We start from the raw sequence: 19,836 nt of genomic DNA, 5'->3' as shown, positions 1-19,836 counted from the left end.
GGTTTCATCAATCTGACCAAGCAATGTGAGATTCACAATTAGAAGCGCCGTTACTAGAATTGCTCTTTTCATTTTATAATGCTTGCCAACGCTCACTGTAAGGTGCGTATCCCGAAGGGTATGCACTATACACCATGTTAGGCGCTTTTTTTAATATGCTCTTTCAAACATGAAGGTGTTTTAGCATATTGAGAAAGCTCTGAGATAAGATTCACCTTGCTGATATTTAATCGAACCTTAGTACGTGTTTCGAATGGAGCTTCTTTTTTATTAATTGATTGGACCAATTGAGTCAAGAAATTATAGAGAAACTCAATTTCGAATTTCCCTCTATATAGTTCTTGAGGATTGGTGTCAAGAATTTCTCGAGCTGTATTGACTTCATCGATCTCTACAGAAAGACTTCCGTCAAATTCCGACTCCAAATAAGCAATATCGTAATCTATGAAATCCACACTAGAGAGATTGAATGTTTCAATTAATGAATTTAGATTAAACGAGGAAAGATTTAAACGATTGTCGGGATCTTCATTACGCCTTTGACAATAAATCCATCCATTTAGAAGAGAGATACCAGAATGAAATTCACTCTGTCTTTGAGCAAACAGCTTGACACAGTGTTCATATAGTTCGTCTGTCTCTTCAACTTTTAGTTCGTTCACTAATATTCGCTCAAACGCACAAGTCGTTGTATAGAGATTCTCAACAGAGTAACATGGGGTTTCGTACATGTCAAATTCATCCTTATCAATTGGATTGTCAAAGTCTCTATCAATGAAATATACAAAGGGCCGAATATTAAGAGTAGTCTCTTTATCGATAAGAGCATATAATCTAACGACCTCTTTTTTTCCGCCACATTTCAAAGGAATTATTTTTTGATAATCTTTTTCCTTATATGATTCTATTCGAATGCCATAATACTTATAATCTTCTCCTTCGAAACAACAATAGAGCGGATTATCATATTTCTTGTTCAGCTGTATCACCTGCGCGAATACACTTGACGCAGATGTTCTCGCTTTTCTAAAACGCTCTAATCTCTCACTCATAAAACTTGACATATTTGTTCATGTCCTCAGCAAGCATATCAAGATTGTTGTCGAAAATGAAAGGTGAATGAGTAACAGCAATAAGTAATTCACATTTTCTAGAACTTAGAATGTCAGGAAGAAGGTCTTTCTGCCACTCCATTGAGAGAGATAACTCTGGCTCATCAAAAAGGACAATAACCTTATTTAGAGTCTCAAGGTAGATTCTAGAGAAAATTGATATTATTTGCTTTTCTCCAGAAGACAAGTCTTTTAAATCAATGACAGCTCCTTTTTTATCAATCACGGTGAGAGTCAATTTGCTTTCGTTGTAACTCATTCTCTTCCCTCGGAGGTACTTAGAGCAAACGTCACTGAATTCCTTGATTGTGTTGTCTAGTTCTTTTTGTTCATCGTAGAGTCGAATCAACTCTGAAATGAAGTTCAATAAGTACTTGTGTTTCTCACTATCTGTGAATATGCGACCAGAATCAACAAGTTCTATGATTTCGTTTTTTGTTTCAGGACGAATGTTTTCTCCCACTCGCTCTAAAATAATTCCTAGAACCCCGGGTCGAATTATTTTTTCGTTGTCTTTTAAGTTTAAATCGCCTGTAACGTATTGATTCAGTAATTCACCCGTAAGAGTTGAGAAACCTTCAATCGTTGCATTTTTTATTTCATAGAGCTTCCTTCCAATAGTTTTAGAGACGTCTTCCATTCCAAATTGGATGAGTGTGTTATCTCCGGACTGCTTTATATCTTTATCGAAACCTAAGTTTTTTAAATCTTCTTCTATTCTTCGATATGTAGGAAAATAGATTATTTCATGACCTAGTGATTGTCTGAGCTTGACGCTTAGTTCCTGAAACCTCGCTAAGTTCCCATCGAATAAAAGAGAAATAGCCCTTCTCAATCTATGTGGAGGACTTGGATAGCGCATTGAAAGCTCCCTGACATAATGCTCAAAAACGTCTCTCGATGCTTTTCTGTCTTCAGATTGAAAAGCCTCAGCGAGCTGAAGTTTTTCATCTTCGGTCAAGACTTCTGAAATAATTTGAGTTAAGCGATTTGTTCTATGATCGTGATAGTCTTCATCAGTTATATATGCAAGGTCCTCATTTTTCAACACAAAGGACTCTCCAGATGTCAACGTTACCTCTATCGAATCGAATTGAAGGCTACTAAGCTTATAAAACTGACTTGTTAGGGTGTAGTATAGGGCATTAAGAATGGTAGTCTTTCCAAGACCATTCTCACCAATTAAAATTTTAACTGGGCCATCAAGTGGGATTGAAACATCCCTCGACTTAAATAGGCCAACTATTTTAAATTCTTTGAGTTTGTCATCCATATTCTAATTCACTTTTAAATTGCGCCTAACGCTCAGAGTAAGATGTCGTAGCTGACGATAGGAAGCTATGCATTTTACTCAATGTTGGCATTAGTCTTCTAGTTCTAAAATTCGATGAATATTGGGGTTTGATTCAGCGTATTGTATTGTCAGTGTATCACCGACTCTGTAGAGGTCTTCCCTATCCCACTTACCAAATGTTGTAAATCGTGTATTCTTCACTTTGAACTCGCATTTAATATTCCATTTGCCTCCTCTCCTACCCCCCAGCCATCTCTCTGATACGATTCCTTTTGTCAATTGTCCTTCTTCACTCCACTTTTGTGTTGATAGTTGTCTGTGCCAAAGACCGAAGATTGGGCCCATAATCACAGCAAGAATCAATAAGCCATTCTTTACTCTTTGGTTATTCTTTATACTTATAGCAAGCATTATGGCAAAAAATGGAACTAGAATAAATATCAGAATAATCGGTATCCATCTTTTAATTCCGTATTGGGCATATAAGATGTCTTCACCTAAGCCAAAAAAGGTCAATACAATTAATCCAATTAAAAATACTGAATAAACAAGCTGTTTTGATTTCATTGTTGGGTTTGACATATCAAATATTGATGAGATGTAGTAGCCAAAGAGAGTAGTCTACACAATCATTATTATAGATGACGACTCTATTATGACAGTTCAAATGGATCATAGAATTTAGCTTTTAATCTATCCATCATATCGAGCTTGAAGGTTGAAGATAGTTCGTCCATTCGTCTTAGAACGGAGCTGGTTAAGTATCTGATTTTCCAATTATCGTCCCGTAATCTGGTTCTAATCTTTTTAATTACCTCAGGGTACTTGGCTTTATTCTTACTTGAAATCCAATCACCCAAATACCATATTGCTTTGAACCTAATTGTATCTTTCTCATGTTCTAGATGATTTTCCAGTAGTTCAACTATTTCATCAATTGCTGGTACCTTAGTTACATCTGTTAAGCCTATAGATACTAGACAATCTAAAATCTCGAATGAGTTGTCAGTTCTTTTTGCTGTCTCGAAAGCTCTTTCATATTCCTCTTTAAAGAACGCAGACCATTTTTGAGGATTACTACTCAAGGCTATATAAATGACGTTAAGTCCTGAAAAGTAGGCTTGACTAAAATTTGATCGAATCTCTTTAACTACTTCGCTCTCCTCCTTGCTGTCTGTGTACTTTCCGATTTCTTCAATTAGTCGATCCCGTTCCGTTATATTTTTTATATCGTAAAAGTTGACTATTGAGTCTTTCTTTTCAATTAAGCTGTTCATTTCTTTAATTAATGCCAACAATTGAATAAGTGCAACAGTTGCGCTTATTCCGCTTATGGGCGTATAAACATGTCTTGTTCAATTGTTCTTTTCCAAATTTAATGGAAATTCGGGATTATCTAAATCGAGAAACGTGCCTTGGGGTGGTATACCTTGAGGAGTGGTTTGGCAAAAAGGGGATTCATTAGTTGCTATGCGTCTGATCCCCTTGCTCCGTCGGAAAATGCCTTTCGGATGTTAAGATCAAGCCATTATCCCCCATTTGGAGAAGCTCATATCCGCTAAGGTTTATCTTACGGTTTGTGGTATCCGTAGCCGTGAGTGTCCAGTGCATTTCCGTTCCCTTGGCTGTGGCCACCAAGCTGTCGTACCGCACTACCCTTTCGGGAAAGTCGCGCATAAAATCTTGCACCACTTGGGTTATTTGCGCGCTTCCTTCTGCAGGCGTTCCACCATTGGTTTGCAATACCCCGTCTTCTTCAAAAAACATGGACACAAAGTTAGGGCGCACGCCACTCCACACCTGGGCGTAACTCTTTGCAAATAGCTCCATATCGAATTTTTTCAACTCATCGGGCAGTCGCGTATTGGTATAGCCAATGCTGATGAATTTCCATTCGCCGTCTTCCTTGATCAGAGTAAATACATCGATGTTGTTGGTTTTTGGAACCCCGTAGGTACACAGGATGGCATCGGCCCACACAAAAGCGATTTGTCCTTTATTGACCAGGATTTGGTATTCATTTACGGGCTCGTAGAACGGTTTCGGGTCTCTGCTCCGGGCGCGTTCAAAATACTCACCGATCGTCATGACTGAATTTGTCGAGACCCCGTCTCGAATGACGGCTGCTCCTAGGTTTGCCTTGTCAGAAACCAAAGCTTCCAGCGCATCCGGATCTGCATTGCCGACGGCAGTCAATAGCTCTTCTACCTTGGCTTTGGCATCGGCTTGGTCTTGGGTCCATTCTGGCTCCGCAGTGGCGGCCACGGCGGGTTCGGCTTTTGCCTCTTGGTCGGCCGTGGTGTTTGGCGCCTCGCTGCACCCGAAAGTGAGGAAGATGATGCCCGATAGGATGATGGAGGTTCTGATATGCATAGGGGTTTTGAAGTCAAGCAAGATTATACTGATGGTGGAAGGTAGCAAGCCGAGCACTCTTATACAATACTAGCGGTAGCTTATTTTTTCTTTCGACCACCCGTCTTCAAATAATTCGCGCGCGATCAATATGCCATTCTCGTAAAAGTCCCACCACCCTTGCTCACAGCAGGTAAATCGATTGAACGGACATGTAATCATTTCGCCCCTTTTTAGCATTTGCCCGGTCAAGGTGTCGAGCAGTGTGTAGGCGCCCAGAGGCATAAAGTAGTCATTGATCGAATCTGCTCGTACCCACAAATTACCCTGGCAATCGTAAACTTCGTAAGTCGTATCGTTCAAACGATGATCCGTACGAACATTCCCGTTTTCGCAGTACGTCATATTTCGTACTCTAAAATGTCCGGGCCATTCAGGGTTGAAGTCGGTCACTGTATCAATGGGCACAGCCAGTTTGTTATAATACGCTGCTTTTACCGCACCTGAATTGTAATAAAAAGTGAGCAATACGGTATCAGGAGAAATGAGCGCAATGGTCTCCGTGAGGTTTCCACTGCCGTCATAGTATTCGGCTTGACCTACAGGGTGAAAGGTAACGGGTGTGAGGTACATCGTATCGCCCGACTCTGTGATCATGGTATCGGCAGGCCTCGTAAACACCCCTTGAGACAGACCCGAGACATGATGTAGAATCGCTATGATGAAAATGAGTTTCTTCATTCTTTTGGTGGCCGCTATCCCTTAGCGCGAGAAGCTATGGCTCACAGTATTCAGCCATGCCCGCCCGACCGCTACGGTGACTAGTCTTCTTCTTTATCGTATTCAATGTAGAGGATTCCATTTTCCATTTTAGCCTGAATGGTCAGGGTTAACGAATCAAGGTTTGAGAGAAACAAGATTTCCTCACCTTCTTGCTCAATGCCATTTTTTGAAACGTCTCTAAACACAATATGTGTACCAACGAATTCGTATCGACCGGTTAAGACTTCAGCTTCCGTTTCCAATTTGAAAAACCCATTTTCTTCAAATGTCAATTTCTCTATCGGCCAATCTTCTATGGAAATGGTATTCTCCGAATCATAGAACTGAGAAGAGAATATCCAAGTCCCGACAATCAATTCTTCACCGGAACTTGTCTGACCCGAAACTACCCCAATCCAAAGGATACCAGATGATAATAATGCCAGTAGTTTCTTCATTCTTTAAGTTCGAGGCCAGATATGTGATGGCGCAGCTCAAGGTAGTGAAGCTATGTCATCCTGCGCATAGCTATGATCTGTTTTCACTTTTATTAAGGATTTCGACGATTACTCTGATTTCACTTTTGTAGAAATACAGTTCATACTCGCTTGGCTCTTCGTGCTTTCTGTAGATGATCAGTTTGTCGGGGTTTCTTGAAGGGATGGCACTGAGAAAAAGATCCTCCCAAATTGTACTCCCTTCTTCGTATTCTACTTTGACAATATCTGCAAGCTTTATTCTGTCCGTCTTCTTAATTGTACCATTCAAGTAATACCGTATAAACCGAATCTCGTGGTTGTCAATTTCTATTCGAAGGATCTTTCCGGCCCACAAGAAAATAACACCCACGACCAATAGAAAAGTGAAGAATGCAGGATTCACAGTCATCTTAATGATAGCAAAGACAATCAGCACAACACCTATCACTTTTAAGAATATCGTTCGCCAATGAATGGTCGTTTTCATAATCAGATCTACGGGCATTGATTGGCTACAAAAGGTGCCGTTTTCGGATGATGTCAACGGCTCGTTGGTCAATTGTTTTATTGAAAGCAGATGTTGTCATTCTAATCTGATTCGGCTTATTGTCTTCGCCGATGGCGCACCTGCTCTATGATTCTTTTCAGGGCAAAATAATAAATCAAGTTCATCACCACAAACGTCACTAACTTAAACAGCAGTCCGTAGAAAATCCATTGAGCCCCTATAGTCCGGTTCAGTCCGAGCATCGAGTCATTCGTATAATCGCGGTGCAAGCTCGTTAAGATGATCACAAAAACTTCATAGGAGATGATGGATAGCAGAATGACCAAGACTCTCGATAGCCAATATTTCCTGACAAGACCAATTCTGAACGACTGCGAAAGCAGAAACCATACGAGTATCTGAATCCAAAATGTGAGCTGCCTATTAGTTGCCACCTCCCCTGCCGCAGCTTCCACCGGTTTGTCGTAAGATTCTCCGATAAGAGCGCCTAGAAAGAATAAGCCAAACGACAAAACTCCTCCATAGATGATCAGCTCTATTGCCGAATGGTCAAATGCTTTGAAAAAGCTGCGCCGTTTTAAAAGAGGCTGCAAAAGAAAATAGAATGTAGAGTAGATTCCAAAGCCAATGAGCACATCGAATCTGTAGACATCAAAAATAAGTGTGGTTAAATCTGCCAAGCCTTGATTGTTTTAATGCAGATTGGGATGGCAACGCACCTCTTGGAGCCTTTGCTAAACATGAGATTGAGGTGAGGTTAGCTTCTCTTTTTCCCGTTCAATAAATTCGCGCAATGTGGTCGGTACCTTTCTCGTCAATAGTTGATAATTGCCTGAAATTTCCGGTTCTCTTTGAAGTCGTGGTAAAAAGTGAAGTATGGTCATGACCATGGCAAACTCGCCGTTAATTCCTTCGTTTTTCTTTCGGAAATAAAAACGGACAGGATTGATGCTTTTAAAAGATATTCGTCGCCCCGTTATCTCCGTCATTAAATCAGCTACATCTCCGAAGTTTTTGTTTTCAGTTCCCGTTATTTCGAAGGCTTGATTTTGATGATTTTCAAATTGCGCAATGAGCACAGCGGCAGCTTCACCTATATTCTTGACGTCAACCCAATTGAACTTAGCTTTTCCTGAGGGCAGCGTGATTGTTTGATCGTTTGCAATTTCCGGAAGCAAGGTGGTTGTCAGATTCTGCATGAAGTAGCTCGGTCGCACAAAGATGTAGTCGAAATTAAGCTCCTTAATCAGCCTTTCAATTTTGTTGTGAGGAATGACTTTACTCCGTTCAGCACCTTGAACGGATAAGAATACGACCTTGCTTATTCCACACTTCTTAGCTGAAGTCAAAAGTGGTCGAAAGACGTTTTCTACGTCTGAAATTTGTGGTGGTCGCAATAAGAATAGAATATCGACCTGATCGAATGCGGGGGCGAACGTTTCACGCTTTCCAAAATCAAACTCCCTGAAAGATAAATCGGAGTATCCACGAAATGACTTTTTGGCGCTTTCGGTATTTCTAACCGCTGCGTAAATCTGCGTACCCGATTTGAACTCACTCAAATAGCGGACAACTTCAAGTCCAATATTTCCCGTTGCTCCCGTGACTAGAATCCGTTTCATTATCTTCTGTTTCGCGATATTGGATTGTTCATGGTATGCATCCTTCAAAGCACGCTTTACACACTTTGCTGCAGTGCAGTTTTTATGTTTTCATTGGCAAATACTCCACCTGCTATGTCCTTGGCCCAAGTCTGGTAGGTGAGTTTGGATGGATGCACACCGTCACTAAAAAAGTCTTCTTTTCCAGCCTTCAAATCAAATTTATCGATCCACCTTTTCAACGTGATTTTCTCTCCGAGGTAAAACACATTTTGGTATTGGCTTACCACCTTTCGAAGTTCTTCCCCCAAAATTTCTACAAGATTTCCAATGGTAAACTTAATGAGGGGAGTGAAAGCAGGGAATTCCTTAATGGGCGGCATATGGCAAAAAACAATAATGGCCTTGGGAAATTTGGATCGAAGGGATTCGATTAACGAATGAATATCAGCCTTCCACTTGGAGGGGCGACTTAGGGTAAAGGCATCGTTGCCACCCAATCCTATCACGATCAAATCGGCTTGGTTCTCGGTGATTTCAGGGATTAGCTTCTTGTCTACACTGCCTGCCGTATAACCGCTACGCGCGTATACTTTCCATTGCACACTTCTATTGTACAACCTTGATATCTCTTTGGCAAAGGTTCCGGTAAAGCCTTCTTCGTGAGTCCGGACGCCAACTCCTGCGATGGTACTTTCGCCAATGGAAATTACAGTTAAGGTATTTCCGCTTTTTTGGTTTGAACAATGTCCCTCGATTCCCTCCGCTTCGGGTAGTTTAGGCACACTTGCTCTAATCCGCTTTCCCTGAAAATACATAAAAGGAAGAAGCGGAAAAGAAATGACGGCTCCTGATATATACCTGATGTTCATCGTCCTTAATAATGCTTTAAACCGCAAGCATAAAAGGGCATTAATATGCCCTTTATGCTCCGCGTAGTTCGTACTACTTCCTTATGAGTATTCTCTATGTGATTTACCTCAAATATTGACCGTTACCTTTTTGATCTTCCCTTCAAACTTATTATCGTCTTCTTTATAGTCGTTGGTCACGTTGGTTTCGTTGTCGGTACCTACATCTACACCTTCATCTCCTGAATATGCAAAAGGCTGCGTTTTTGGGATTTGCCCTTCAGCAACCTTCTCACCATCTACATACAAAATACATTTACCGCCTGAGGCAGGTACGGGTTCATCAATGATGAATTCAAATTTGATTTCATGGCTTCCCGCACCGAGTGCTTGTGTAGAAGCAATATTCGTATGCTCCAACCCAAAATAATTGTAGTCATGATGCACCCTACCGTTTTTCATATAGAGGGACCATCCACCAAAACGGCCTGCTTGAGATATAATCACGCCATTGGTATTGGCATCGTCCAATACCACCTCAGCGACCATGGTATAGTCTTTCGTCTTATTGTTGATGAACACATTTTCCATGATGCCTGTCATTCCTTCGTAGAGAGTCAATGAGTTACGGTTACCCATTATATCTCCACGGCCGGCAATTTCAGCATTGAAACGTTCAGCTCTTCTGTCGTCGATAGGAAACACATTGTTTTTAATGGCTTCCTTTCTAAACAAATCCTGAAGTTCCTTTAGTTTTTCGGGATTGGATTCAGCTAAATCATTGGCCTGTGAAAAGTCTTCATCCACATGATACAGCTCCCAAACATCTTCTTCGAGGGGAGGCAATTCTGGTGCCATTAACCAAGGTACAGAGTGACGTGTGCTAGCGGTCCATCCTTCGCTATAAATCCCTCTGTTACCGAACATCTCAAAGTATTGGGTAGTATGGGTCTCGGGTGCGTCTGCATCGTCAAAAGAAAACGCAAACGAAGTACCTGCAAACGGCGTTTGCTCGGCTCCATTCACTGAAGTTGGGAAAGGCAGTCCGGCAGCTTCTAAAACAGTTGGAGCCACATCAGTGACATGGGTAAACTGAGAGCGAACTTCGCCTTTTGATTCAATGCCTTCCGGCCAATGAACCACCATTCCATTTCGCGTACCACCAAAGTGTGATGCTACCTGCTTGGTCCATTGAAATGGAGTATTGGTAGCATGTGCCCAACCAATGGCAAAGTGTGGGAAGGTATTTGGGCCTCCCCAATCATCTATATGATCCATCATTTGCGAAGCTTCGCTAAGAACCCCGTTCAATGCCATCATTTCATTAAAAGTTCCTTGCGGACCACCTTCAGCGCTCGATCCATTGTCGCCTATCACGTAGAGGAATAAAGTATTGTCCAATTCGCCAATCTCTTCCAATGATTCGACCAGTCTACCTACCTCTTGATCGGTATGCTCGGCAAAACCTGCGAATACTTCCATTTGTCTGGCAAATAGTTCTTTTTGTTCCGGTGTTTGACTATCCCATGATGGAATTTCATCCGGTCTTTCCGTCAGTTGTGCATCTTCGGGAATGACACCCATCGCTTTTTGACGAGCGAAGGTTTCTTCTCTCAATTTATCCCAACCTTGATCAAACTTGCCTTTGTATTTTTCAATGTATTCTTTTGGTACATGGTGTGGTGCATGTGTAGCTCCGGTAGAGAAGTAGATATAGAAAGGCTTGTCAGGGATTAGTGATTGTTGAGCACTTACCCAATTGATGGCCTGATCGGTCATGTCAGTGGTGAAGTGATAATCTTCGGTTCTTTCAACTTCTACACGGATCGTTCCGTCATATACTGCCGGAGCCCATTGGTTGGTTTCTCCGCCAATAAAGCCGTAGAATTTATCAAAACCGGATCGTGTAGGCCAACGGTCATATGGACCGGATACGGAAGTTTCCCATGGCGGCGTTTCGTGGTACTTTCCAAACATAGCCGTGCTGTATCCGTTCAATCGCAACATTTCTGCAAGAGGGGCTACGCTTTTGGGGCGAATCCCGGTATTTCCCTGAAATCCTGTGGCCAACTCCATAATGGCACCCGCATTATTCTGATGATGATTTCGCCCGGTCAGAATAGCAGTACGCGTAGGCGAACAGAGGGCAGTCGTGTGAAAACAGTTGTACTTTAGACCTTCAGCTGCTAATCTATCTGCAGTAGGCTCATTGATGGGGCCACCAAAGGCGCTTGCAGCGCCAAAGCCCTGATCATCTATTAACACGATTACAACATTAGGAGCCTTTTCAGGTGCCTTTACCTCAAATCGAGGAGGAGGTGTGGCATTGCGAGCATCGAGCTCGGTAACTGCCGGGTACGTCGGCGCTTCAATCGGAAGATGAGTTCGATCCAAACCACCGGATGGTTCAGACTTTTTTTCGATTTGCTGCGGGGTCGTTTCATTGCACCCCACGATGGCGAGCAAAGCAAATGCCGTAACATAAAGGCTCGCTGGTTTCATTGGTTTCTAGTTTAAAGGTGTAGTTTTAAAAGTACTTTCTGCTATACTTTCTAATTACCCGCAAATTAGCCAAATTATCAAATTTGGCTGCAAGTTGCGGCTATGTAATTATTTGTTGCTACACGATTTGTGTTACCGAAATTGGGCTCAATAATCAAAAGGACTTTCATCTTGAGTGATACGCGATAAATCGAGTAGCTATTCGATCAATACCACACTCCCGAACACATCGCTATTGATATACCCCGCATCATTATTCGCTCCGTGGGTTTCGCGAGATCCCATAAAGTTTTCGCGACTATTGTTGCCATCGTTATCGCCGTAGGCCAGTGAAAAGCCGATGGTTTTTTGTGCGGTTAGGGCTACGGGCATGTTGTCGGCACTGTCCTCGTCGAATTGATCATCGTAGACTTTGATGGCCATTTCCCAGAGGTAGCGGTTGCCCTCTCGGGTGCGCATTACGGTTACGTGACTGTCAAAGAAGATGGGTTCTTGCTGTGTACTTTGATCAATGGCGTGACCTTCGGTGCTTACGTGGTAAGCAAAGGCTTGGTGGTTGTATTGGTGGTTGCCACCTGATTGGTCCTCATCGAGAAATACTTCTACGTAATCTCCTTTCCAGTAATTGGACAATCCATTGGCCAGCGTCGGGCTCAGCGAATCGTCCGTCACTTCTACCAAGAGGTAAAGGTAGTCGGCATCCCACGCCAGCTTAAAGCGGCCGTAGTAATCTGCAGAGTCGTGTTCTGCTCCCATCCAGCGGTAGTTCAAGCTATACCAATCCTGTGCGGCCCATACAGCATCTTTGCTGCAGCCATCAACCTCTACCGGTGCGGCAGATTGAGCGGCTTCGAATTCGCCATTGGGTACAGCTACCTCTTCCTCATCTGCCGATGTGGTATGGCAGGGTACATCCACGGGAGCGGGTTGCTCGTCATCGTTGTTGTCATCATCATTGCAGCCAAAACTGAACAAGGAGGTTAAAAACAACAGGCCGACAAAAAGTGGGTTGAAGGGTTTCATGGGTTATTGGGTATTGGGTATTGGGTATTGGGTAAAGATGGGGAAATAGTACGAGCTAATTTGGGCGTTACTCTTTTAAAGGAAAGTTCCAATAGTATCTTTAGCCTTTTTTATTGCTTTTGATAACTTAAGATCAAACAATTCCGCATTGTGATAGTTAAAATCTCGAAATTAAACCTTGTTCATATGAAAAACCAATTCCTAGCCATTTCAAAGAGATTCTATGTAGTAATCACCTGCCTCATTATGCTTTCATTCGCACCAAATTTTGTTTTGGCACAAGATGATGTGACATATGATAAAATCTTAATGAACGATGGTGAAGAGAAGGTAGGTAAGGTAACCGCCATGAATGAAACGAGCATTTCATTTACTCACAAGGGTGAAACGCTAACCTACACACTCAATAAGCAAGACGTCAACAAGATCGAATTTAGTAGCGGACGCATTGAGTTCGTCCACCCCGAAGGCGCAGAAGCCGAAGGTGATGGAATCGGAGTGCAAGACCACCACAATCTGGTGGCCGTTTTACCATTCTCGTACATCAGCAATGTAAGCGAAAAAATGTCGGACCAAATGAGCACCAAGGTACAGTCCGACTGCATTGCAGCCATGAAGATGAAAAGCAAAAACTTCAAATTTCAAGATGCCATCACTACGAATGCGATCCTCGCTAAACATGAAATCAGTGATGCCAATATCGCCTCATTTACTCCCGATGAAATTGCACACACCTTGAATGTGGAGTTTGTCGTTTACGGAAATGTTACGGTTACCCGAACGGGATCTACATCTTCAAATGGCAATTATTACAGCGGGAAGAAAAAAGACAATAAAACTTCGGGGTATACCATCGGCACAGGCAGTACCTCGTCCAATTTTGAGACTACCGTCCAAATGGATGTTTACAATGAAGAGGGGGAGAACATTTTCACCAGGTCGCACCAAGCTTTCTGGCAAACCAATGATGCCTATATGATTACACTTCAATACATCATTAAGCGTTCGCCGTTTTATACAAAATAGGCTGCAAGGGATCTGAGAAACAGGGGCTGCAAGGTGAAAAACCTTATAGCTATAGACCTAATAATGAGCTGGATGGAAAATCATGATCAAGAATTCCCCTATCTTCCCCTTCCAAGCGCACCACAATGACTACCCCACAGGAATACATAGACCAAGTAGCCGAAGACAAAAAGGAAGCCCTAATCAAGCTGAGGAAAACCGTCAAGGACCATTTACCGAAAGGCTTTCATGAAGAGATCTCTTACAAAATGCTGGGTTACGTGGTACCAAAGAGCATCTATCCCGATGGGTACCATTGCAACACTTCCCTCCCGCTCCCTTTTATGAACCTGGCAGCGCAGAAAAACTTCATCGCTCTCTACCACATGGGTATCTATGCCGATCAGGACTTGATGGAGTGGTTTACCACCGAGTACCCCAAACATTGTAAAACCAAATTGGACATGGGCAAGAGCTGCATCCGCTTTAAGAAGGTGAATGACATTCCCTATGAGCTAATCGGCCAACTCGTAGAAAAGATGACGGTAGAAGATTGGGTGGGGATTTATGAAGGGGCAGTGAAGAAGTAAGGATTCCATCCTGTGCAAATGGGCACTAATTGATTGTAGACCTACGTTAAAAAGCCTTTATATTATTACCTAAGCAACCTACCGTTTCTGCAATCCATAGAATTTTGAGATTTTCTACCCTAACCTTGGCCTACTTGGCCATAATACTGGTAAGTGCCTGCAGTGCTGAGTTCTCTAGCGATCAAACTACAGCAGTATTGGCTTCAGCCGAACCAAATTTTGAGCAATCTTCGGATCAAACTATCGATAGAGGGACGATCGAGCAGAATCCCTTGATCAATCCTGAAGGAATGACAGTTATAACCAGGTTTACTTCGCCTGACGGATTCGATCGGGTGGGCATATGGCCACGAGGGTTTGAGACTTATCTACGCACATTGCCGCTGAAAGCCCATGAATCTCCTGTAAAGTACTACAATGGAAGTGAAAAAACAGACTACGGATACTGGGCGGCGGTAATAGACATGCCTATTGGCAATAGAGATTTGCATCAATGCGCTGATGCCATCATGCGCCTGCGTGCCGAGTACCTGTGGAGCACGGAGCAGTACGACAAGATTCACTTCAATTTTGTCAATGGATTCAACGCTGAGTATAGCAAATGGAGAAACGGACAGCGAATCAAAGTCAATGGAAACGACGTTCGATGGGTCAATTCAGCCATGCCATCGACTAGCTACGAATCGTTTTGGAAGTACATGGAAATGGTTTTTAGCTATGCGGGTACGGCTTCATTGGTCAATGAATTGAAACCGGTAGAACTCTCAGAAATGCAAATAGGAGATGTCTTTATACGAGGCGGATCGCCGGGGCATGCCGTAATAGTGATCGATATGGCCGTCAACACCGATACCGATGAAAGCGTTTACTTACTGGCACAAAGCTACATGCCCGCGCAAGAAATGCACATACTCACCAATCCGAATGATGCTGCGCTCAGCCCATGGTACAAATTGGAAGAAGTGGAGGAAATCAATACTCCCGAATGGCGATTTGATAAAACTGAACTAAGACGATTTCAAGATTAACCGATAAACCTACGCCAACAGCACGTTTAACACTCCCTTTACATCCTTTTACATTTAGAAATAGCCTTCAGGCGATGCTGATCGTATCTTAGCACTATACAAAATCAATTATGAGATTTCCGTTTAGATTGCTCTCCTTTCTATTTGTATTCAGCATCATGTCTTGTCAAGCACAGGTGAATGAAAAGTCAACCGCTGAAGAACTCAATACTTCAAGTGATCTGCCCCCCGGGCATGAGCTCTACGGCTACGAAAACGGAAACAATCCCAAGAACGAACCCGGGCTGGAAATACGCGCGTGGACCAACGACATTCACGAAGACCGAAGCGGACTCATGTGGTTTGGTACCAAAGGCTGGGGCGTCATTCGCTATGATGGTGATACGGTGGTCTATATCTCAACCGAGCAAGGAATAGCCGGAAACGATGTGAGAGAAATCGCTGAGGACAAAGACGGCAACCTATGGATGGGTACCGATGGCGGCGTTACCAAGTGGCAAAACGGAACCATAACTAATTACACCCAAAATGACGGATTAGTAAATAACGATGTGCACAGTATGGCCATGGATAGCAAAGGATTGCTCTGGATCGGCACGTCTCAAGGTCTCTCCACTTATGATGGAAACAAGTTCACCACCTTCGATCTTCCCGAAACGGAATCAGACTCCGTGAATTTTGTTCGAAGCACCAATATGGTGCACTCCATCATGGAAGACAGCAAGGGTAATATGTGGTTTGGAACCAATGGAGGCGCTTTCATCTTTGACGGAAAATCGTTGAAAAACATCTCTGAAGAAGACGGCCTTTGCGACAATACCGTAAAGAGCATCTTGGAAGATCGCAACGGCGAATTCTGGTTTTCTACTCAAAATGGTCTTGTATGCCGTTGGGATGGAACCGCTTTTACGAAAGTGGAAACAGCAAGAGACCCATATGGCTCGATGGCTTCGGCCGATCTATTTGAAGACAGCCATGGCAACGTTTGGCTGCCCATAGAAGGAGTATTCATGTACCGCTACGACGGCGACACACTACAGAAAATGTTTGAGCCACAAGGCTGTATCAGCCACACGCTAAGGTGTGCCTACGAAGATTCGAAAGGTCGCATTTGGTTTGGCGGTTGGAATGGATTGTATCGGTATGATGGTTAGTTAAGAATTTCTCTTCAAGCTAGAACGCTTTCTTGAAGTAAATCAAAGGGAATTTGTCCTTCATTCAATCGGCAAAAACGTATTTTTGCGGGCTGTGAAAAGAGTCCAATTTCTTATGTCGACTGATTTATTGAAAGGAGCACGCAAAGGCACTCTGCTCTTTTTGTTTTTCCTCATGTCGATAGTAACGCCGGCACAAGTGGCCACGATCCTTGATGGCGCTACCAAAAAGCCTGTTGCGTCTGCCACCTTTGTGGCCGAAGGTATTCCCTCTTTTGCCGTGACGAACGTCAAAGGAAAAGCTGATATCTCGGCTTTCGCCAAAGCGGAAGAAATAGAGATCAGATTACTGGGCTACGAAACCCAGCGGCTATCATTCGAAGAAATCGAAGATCTCAATTTTGTGATTAAGCTCGAAACGGCTGACTTCGACCTCGACCAAGTGGTCATATCAGGATCTCGAAGAATTGAGCGTGATCGGGTTATCCCCAATCGAGTTCGTAAGATCGATCCGAAAATCATCAGCCTTCAAAATCCGCAGACCACCGCCGACCTCTTAGGCGCTTCGGGAGAAGTCTTCATCCAAAAAAGTCAGCAAGGTGGCGGTAGCCCGATGATTCGAGGTTTTAGTACCAACCGCCTACTCATTGCCGTAGACGGTATTCGGATGAACACCGCCATCTTTCGCAGCGGGAATTTGCAAAATGTTATTTCGCTAGATCCTATGGCTATGGAAGGGGCCGAAATCATATTCGGACCGGGCTCTGTGATCTATGGCTCCGACGCTATAGGAGGTGTGATGAGTTTCCAAACGCTCACGCCACAATTCTCTACAGATGACACCACGCTGGTATCAGGTAGGGCTATGGCACGCTATTCTTCCGCAAATAACGAAAGAGCCACCCATTTCGACATAACCTTCGGTGGCAAGAAGTGGTCTTCAGTTACCTCGGTGAGCTTCACTGATTTTGATGATCTTCGGATGGGATCACACGGCCCTGATGACTACTTGAGAACCTTTTATGTGGAGACTGTGAACACTACGGATTTGGTATTCGACAACCCCGATCCGGAAGTACAGATAAATACTGCTTACAACCAAACCAACCTGATGCAGAAGGTGCGATTTTCACCAAATGCTGCATGGGATTTCACCTACGGTTTTCACTATTCGACTACAAGTAACAATCCGCGCTACGATCGATTGATCAGAACCAGCGATGGGCTGCCTCGATCAGCAGAGTGGTATTACGGTCCGCAAGTGTGGATGATGAACAACCTCAGCATGACGCACCGAAGTCAAGGTAGTATTTACGATATCCTGAGGGTTCGTTTGGCCTATCAGCGATTTGAAGAAAGCAGAATTGACCGCAATTTTAATGACTCACTTCGTTTCACTCAAGAAGAATTCGTTGATGCCTATACCGTCAATCTCGACCTGACCAAATCGATTGGAAAAGGGAAGGAGCTGATTTATGGGGCGGAAGCAGTACTAAACAACGTCCGATCAGTCGGCACACGTGAAGATTTCGGTATAGGAGATTTGATTATCACCCCCTCAGCTCCTCGCTACCCTGAGAGCAACTGGGCGTCATATGGTGTTTACGCTACCTACCGTCAGGAATTGGGAAAAAACCTGGCTCTAAATGCGGGAGTTCGCTACAACGCCTTCGACATCAATGCGCAGTTTGACACCACGCTCACTCCTCTCCCATTTGACGAGGCCAACTTGAGCAATGGCGCGGTTACAGGAAGCCTCGGACTGGTTTATGAGCGCTACAGCGATATCAGAATCGGTGCGGTGGTAAGCACTGGATTCCGCGCGCCTAATATCGATGATGTCGGGAAGATCTTTGACTCAGAGCCAGGCTCGGTGGTCATTCCAAATCCCAATCTCGATGCGGAGTACGCTACCAATTTCGAATTGGGTATTTCAAAAGTTCTCGCCAATCGAGTAAAAATTGGTGTGACGGGATACTACACCCTTCTCAACAATGCACTGGTTCGGAGAGACTTTACGCTTAATGGTCAAGACAGCATCTTGTACCAAGGCGAATTAAGTCAAGTCCAAGCCATTCAAAACGCTGCTGAAGCTACGGTTTATGGTATCCAAGCTGAGCTTGAGGTAATCCTTCCTCAAAACTTTACCCTTTCGAGTCAGTTCAATTGGCAAGATGGAGAAGAGGAACTCGACGATGGATCGACCAGTCCCGCACGACACGCCGCACCGTGGTTTGGAGTAACGAGACTGCGCTACGTAAAACCCGAATTTACGCTTGAACTGAACACTCAATACAGCGGAGAATTGGCTTTCGAGGACTTAAATGTTGGTGAGCAAGGCAAGCCTTATCTCTATGCTACCGATGGAAAAGGAAACCCCTATTCACCTTCTTGGTATACGCTAAATTTCAGAGCGAAGTATCAGCTTTCGACCACGTGGACAATCAGTGCCGGTGTCGAAAACCTGACCGATCAGCGCTATCGAACGTACAGTTCGGGAATAGCTGCAGCAGGCAGAAATGTAGTGCTAAGTGCTACAGCAAGGTTTTAATAAAGCTTAAAAAGCCGCAGGCTCTTGGGAGTCTGCGGCTTTTTTCTTGCAGGTTTCTCTTCGACTTAGCTAAGAAACAGATTTCTTATAAAGCGAAAAGAATAAGAAAGGTAGGAATGCAAAAACGAAGATAAATCCTCCGACTACGAGCAGCACGCTCGCACCCTGAAGGTGAAGCATTTTAAAAACGATTGACACAGCGATAAGAACCGTAGCAATCACCCCGGAAAAAAAACTGAAACGACTTGACAAAGCTTTTGAGACCTCATAACGGTAGAAGTCTAATGCCAAGAGTGGAACAAAGACAAAGACAAGTGCAACAAGTCCGACTACGGACATCACGTTGGCTCCTGGCCAGTGCATGAGTTTGAATATCATGCCCGAAGAAAGTGTAGCGGCTCCAAGGAAGCCTATTAAATACATTAGCTTTTTCATGGTTATTGTACGTTTTGAGTTTAATAAATAGCGTGTTTGAATTTCTAAGTCTATAAGTCCGTTGGGTGCCAAATCATCGATGGCTTCATTTAATGCTTCATCGAAGTTCTTTCCTCTCTTGAGCAGCACCTCCACCACACAACAAATGTGATCGAGGACATCATCGGTGAGGGATTCGTTCTGAATTCCTTCGTCCATAAGGGTTTTCCTGATAAAAATGATTTGTTCTTCGGATAGTTTCATATGGTTTGGAAAGATTGAAAGACGACCAGATTAATGGTATTCATAAAGTCCTTTAACTCTTCAAGATAGTCTCGCTTCTTCTCTTCGCCTTGAGCCGTTATATAGTAGTATTTTCTAATTCTTTTACCAATTGCCACTTCCTCAAAAGTCAACAAGCCCTCTTTGTGCATCTTTTGTAAAATGGGATAGAGCGAACCGTCCTTTAAAATAATCTTACCATCCGATAGTTCCTTCACCTTCATAAAAATCTCATAACCGTACATCTTTCCGTTCTCGGAGAGGAGGCTAAGAATAATCGGCGACAAGGTTCCTTTGAGCAGTTCTTTTGAATACATAGGGCAAATAT

20 protein-coding genes are annotated in these 19,836 nt (G+C 43.4%); 5 read left to right on the top strand and 15 right to left on the bottom strand.

Annotated elements, in window-relative coordinates; translation table 11 throughout:
* Positions 1-137: 137 nt before the first annotated feature.
* The 13 genes from O3Q51_14365 to O3Q51_14305 form a co-directional block, all read right to left on the bottom strand.
* Entirely contained in the window at positions 138-1,052 is a 915-nt protein-coding gene (locus O3Q51_14365) for a DUF4435 domain-containing protein (GenBank protein MCZ4410002.1), read from the bottom strand.
* Entirely contained in the window at positions 1,045-2,385 is a 1,341-nt protein-coding gene (locus O3Q51_14360) for an AAA family ATPase (protein ID MCZ4410001.1), read from the bottom strand. The genes O3Q51_14365 and O3Q51_14360 overlap by 8 nt, the downstream gene beginning before the upstream one ends.
* 90 nt (positions 2,386-2,475) lie before the next feature.
* On the bottom strand, positions 2,476-2,988 hold the full coding sequence (locus O3Q51_14355) for a hypothetical protein (GenBank protein ID MCZ4410000.1): 513 nt from the start codon (positions 2,986-2,988) through the stop codon (positions 2,476-2,478).
* Positions 2,989-3,059: 71 nt separating this feature from the next.
* Positions 3,060-3,701: a HEAT repeat domain-containing protein gene (locus O3Q51_14350; GenBank protein MCZ4409999.1), complete on the bottom strand. Its 642-nt coding sequence runs from the start codon at positions 3,699-3,701 to the stop codon at positions 3,060-3,062.
* Positions 3,702-3,867: 166 nt separating this feature from the next.
* Complete coding sequence (locus O3Q51_14345; GenBank protein ID MCZ4409998.1) at positions 3,868-4,779, bottom strand: ester cyclase; 912 nt, start codon at positions 4,777-4,779, stop codon at positions 3,868-3,870.
* Between the two features lie 69 nt (positions 4,780-4,848).
* The gene (locus tag O3Q51_14340) at positions 4,849-5,499 is read right to left on the bottom strand and encodes a hypothetical protein (protein MCZ4409997.1); all 651 of its coding nucleotides are present in this window, start codon (positions 5,497-5,499) and stop codon (positions 4,849-4,851) included.
* A gap of 80 nt (positions 5,500-5,579) precedes the next feature.
* Positions 5,580-5,978, bottom strand: a complete 399-nt coding sequence (locus O3Q51_14335; GenBank protein ID MCZ4409996.1) for a hypothetical protein — start codon at positions 5,976-5,978, stop codon at positions 5,580-5,582.
* 70 nt (positions 5,979-6,048) lie between these two features.
* On the bottom strand, positions 6,049-6,504 hold the full coding sequence (locus O3Q51_14330; GenBank protein ID MCZ4409995.1) for a hypothetical protein: 456 nt from the start codon (positions 6,502-6,504) through the stop codon (positions 6,049-6,051).
* Positions 6,505-6,602: 98 nt separating this feature from the next.
* Positions 6,603-7,187: a hypothetical protein gene (locus tag O3Q51_14325; GenBank protein MCZ4409994.1), complete on the bottom strand. Its 585-nt coding sequence runs from the start codon at positions 7,185-7,187 to the stop codon at positions 6,603-6,605.
* A gap of 54 nt (positions 7,188-7,241) precedes the next feature.
* Entirely contained in the window at positions 7,242-8,129 is an 888-nt protein-coding gene (locus O3Q51_14320; protein ID MCZ4409993.1) for an NmrA family NAD(P)-binding protein, read from the bottom strand.
* A 56-nt stretch (positions 8,130-8,185) separates the two neighbouring features.
* Complete coding sequence (locus O3Q51_14315) at positions 8,186-8,980, bottom strand: SGNH/GDSL hydrolase family protein (GenBank protein ID MCZ4409992.1); 795 nt, start codon at positions 8,978-8,980, stop codon at positions 8,186-8,188.
* Between the two features lie 108 nt (positions 8,981-9,088).
* The gene (locus O3Q51_14310) at positions 9,089-11,461 is read right to left on the bottom strand and encodes an arylsulfatase (GenBank protein MCZ4409991.1); all 2,373 of its coding nucleotides are present in this window, start codon (positions 11,459-11,461) and stop codon (positions 9,089-9,091) included.
* A 198-nt stretch (positions 11,462-11,659) separates the two neighbouring features.
* Positions 11,660-12,484: a hypothetical protein gene (locus tag O3Q51_14305; GenBank protein ID MCZ4409990.1), complete on the bottom strand. Its 825-nt coding sequence runs from the start codon at positions 12,482-12,484 to the stop codon at positions 11,660-11,662.
* Between the two features lie 186 nt (positions 12,485-12,670).
* On the opposite strand from O3Q51_14305, the gene O3Q51_14300 reads away from it, so the two are divergent.
* The 5 genes from O3Q51_14300 (at position 12,671) to O3Q51_14280 (ending at position 18,812) form a co-directional block, all read left to right on the top strand.
* Positions 12,671-13,510: a hypothetical protein gene (locus O3Q51_14300; protein MCZ4409989.1), complete on the top strand. Its 840-nt coding sequence runs from the start codon at positions 12,671-12,673 to the stop codon at positions 13,508-13,510.
* A gap of 125 nt (positions 13,511-13,635) precedes the next feature.
* Entirely contained in the window at positions 13,636-14,079 is a 444-nt protein-coding gene (locus O3Q51_14295; protein ID MCZ4409988.1) for a DUF1801 domain-containing protein, read from the top strand.
* A 104-nt stretch (positions 14,080-14,183) separates the two neighbouring features.
* A complete protein-coding gene (locus tag O3Q51_14290; GenBank protein ID MCZ4409987.1) occupies positions 14,184-15,107 on the top strand; it encodes a DUF4846 domain-containing protein in 924 nt (307 codons plus the stop codon).
* A 110-nt stretch (positions 15,108-15,217) separates the two neighbouring features.
* Entirely contained in the window at positions 15,218-16,261 is a 1,044-nt protein-coding gene (locus O3Q51_14285; GenBank protein ID MCZ4409986.1) for a hypothetical protein, read from the top strand.
* 115 nt (positions 16,262-16,376) lie between these two features.
* On the top strand, positions 16,377-18,812 hold the full coding sequence (locus O3Q51_14280) for a TonB-dependent receptor (GenBank protein MCZ4409985.1): 2,436 nt from the start codon (positions 16,377-16,379) through the stop codon (positions 18,810-18,812).
* Between the two features lie 69 nt (positions 18,813-18,881).
* Here O3Q51_14280 and O3Q51_14275 read toward each other — a convergent pair whose 3' ends face one another.
* Together O3Q51_14275 and O3Q51_14270 are read right to left on the bottom strand one after the other, a co-directional pair.
* On the bottom strand, positions 18,882-19,490 hold the full coding sequence (locus tag O3Q51_14275) for a hypothetical protein (GenBank protein ID MCZ4409984.1): 609 nt from the start codon (positions 19,488-19,490) through the stop codon (positions 18,882-18,884).
* A complete protein-coding gene (locus O3Q51_14270) occupies positions 19,487-19,825 on the bottom strand; it encodes a PadR family transcriptional regulator (GenBank protein MCZ4409983.1) in 339 nt (112 codons plus the stop codon). Before O3Q51_14270 ends, O3Q51_14275 begins: the two co-directional genes overlap by 4 nt.
* Between the last annotated feature and the right edge of the window lie 11 nt (positions 19,826-19,836).

This window comes from Cryomorphaceae bacterium 1068, assembly GCA_027214385.1.
In the GTDB taxonomy this organism is placed as follows: Bacteria; Bacteroidota; Bacteroidia; order Flavobacteriales_D; family Cryomorphaceae; genus JAKVAV01.
Note: the sequence above shows the minus strand (reverse complement) of the source record. Positions and strands in the feature narration are given on the sequence as shown.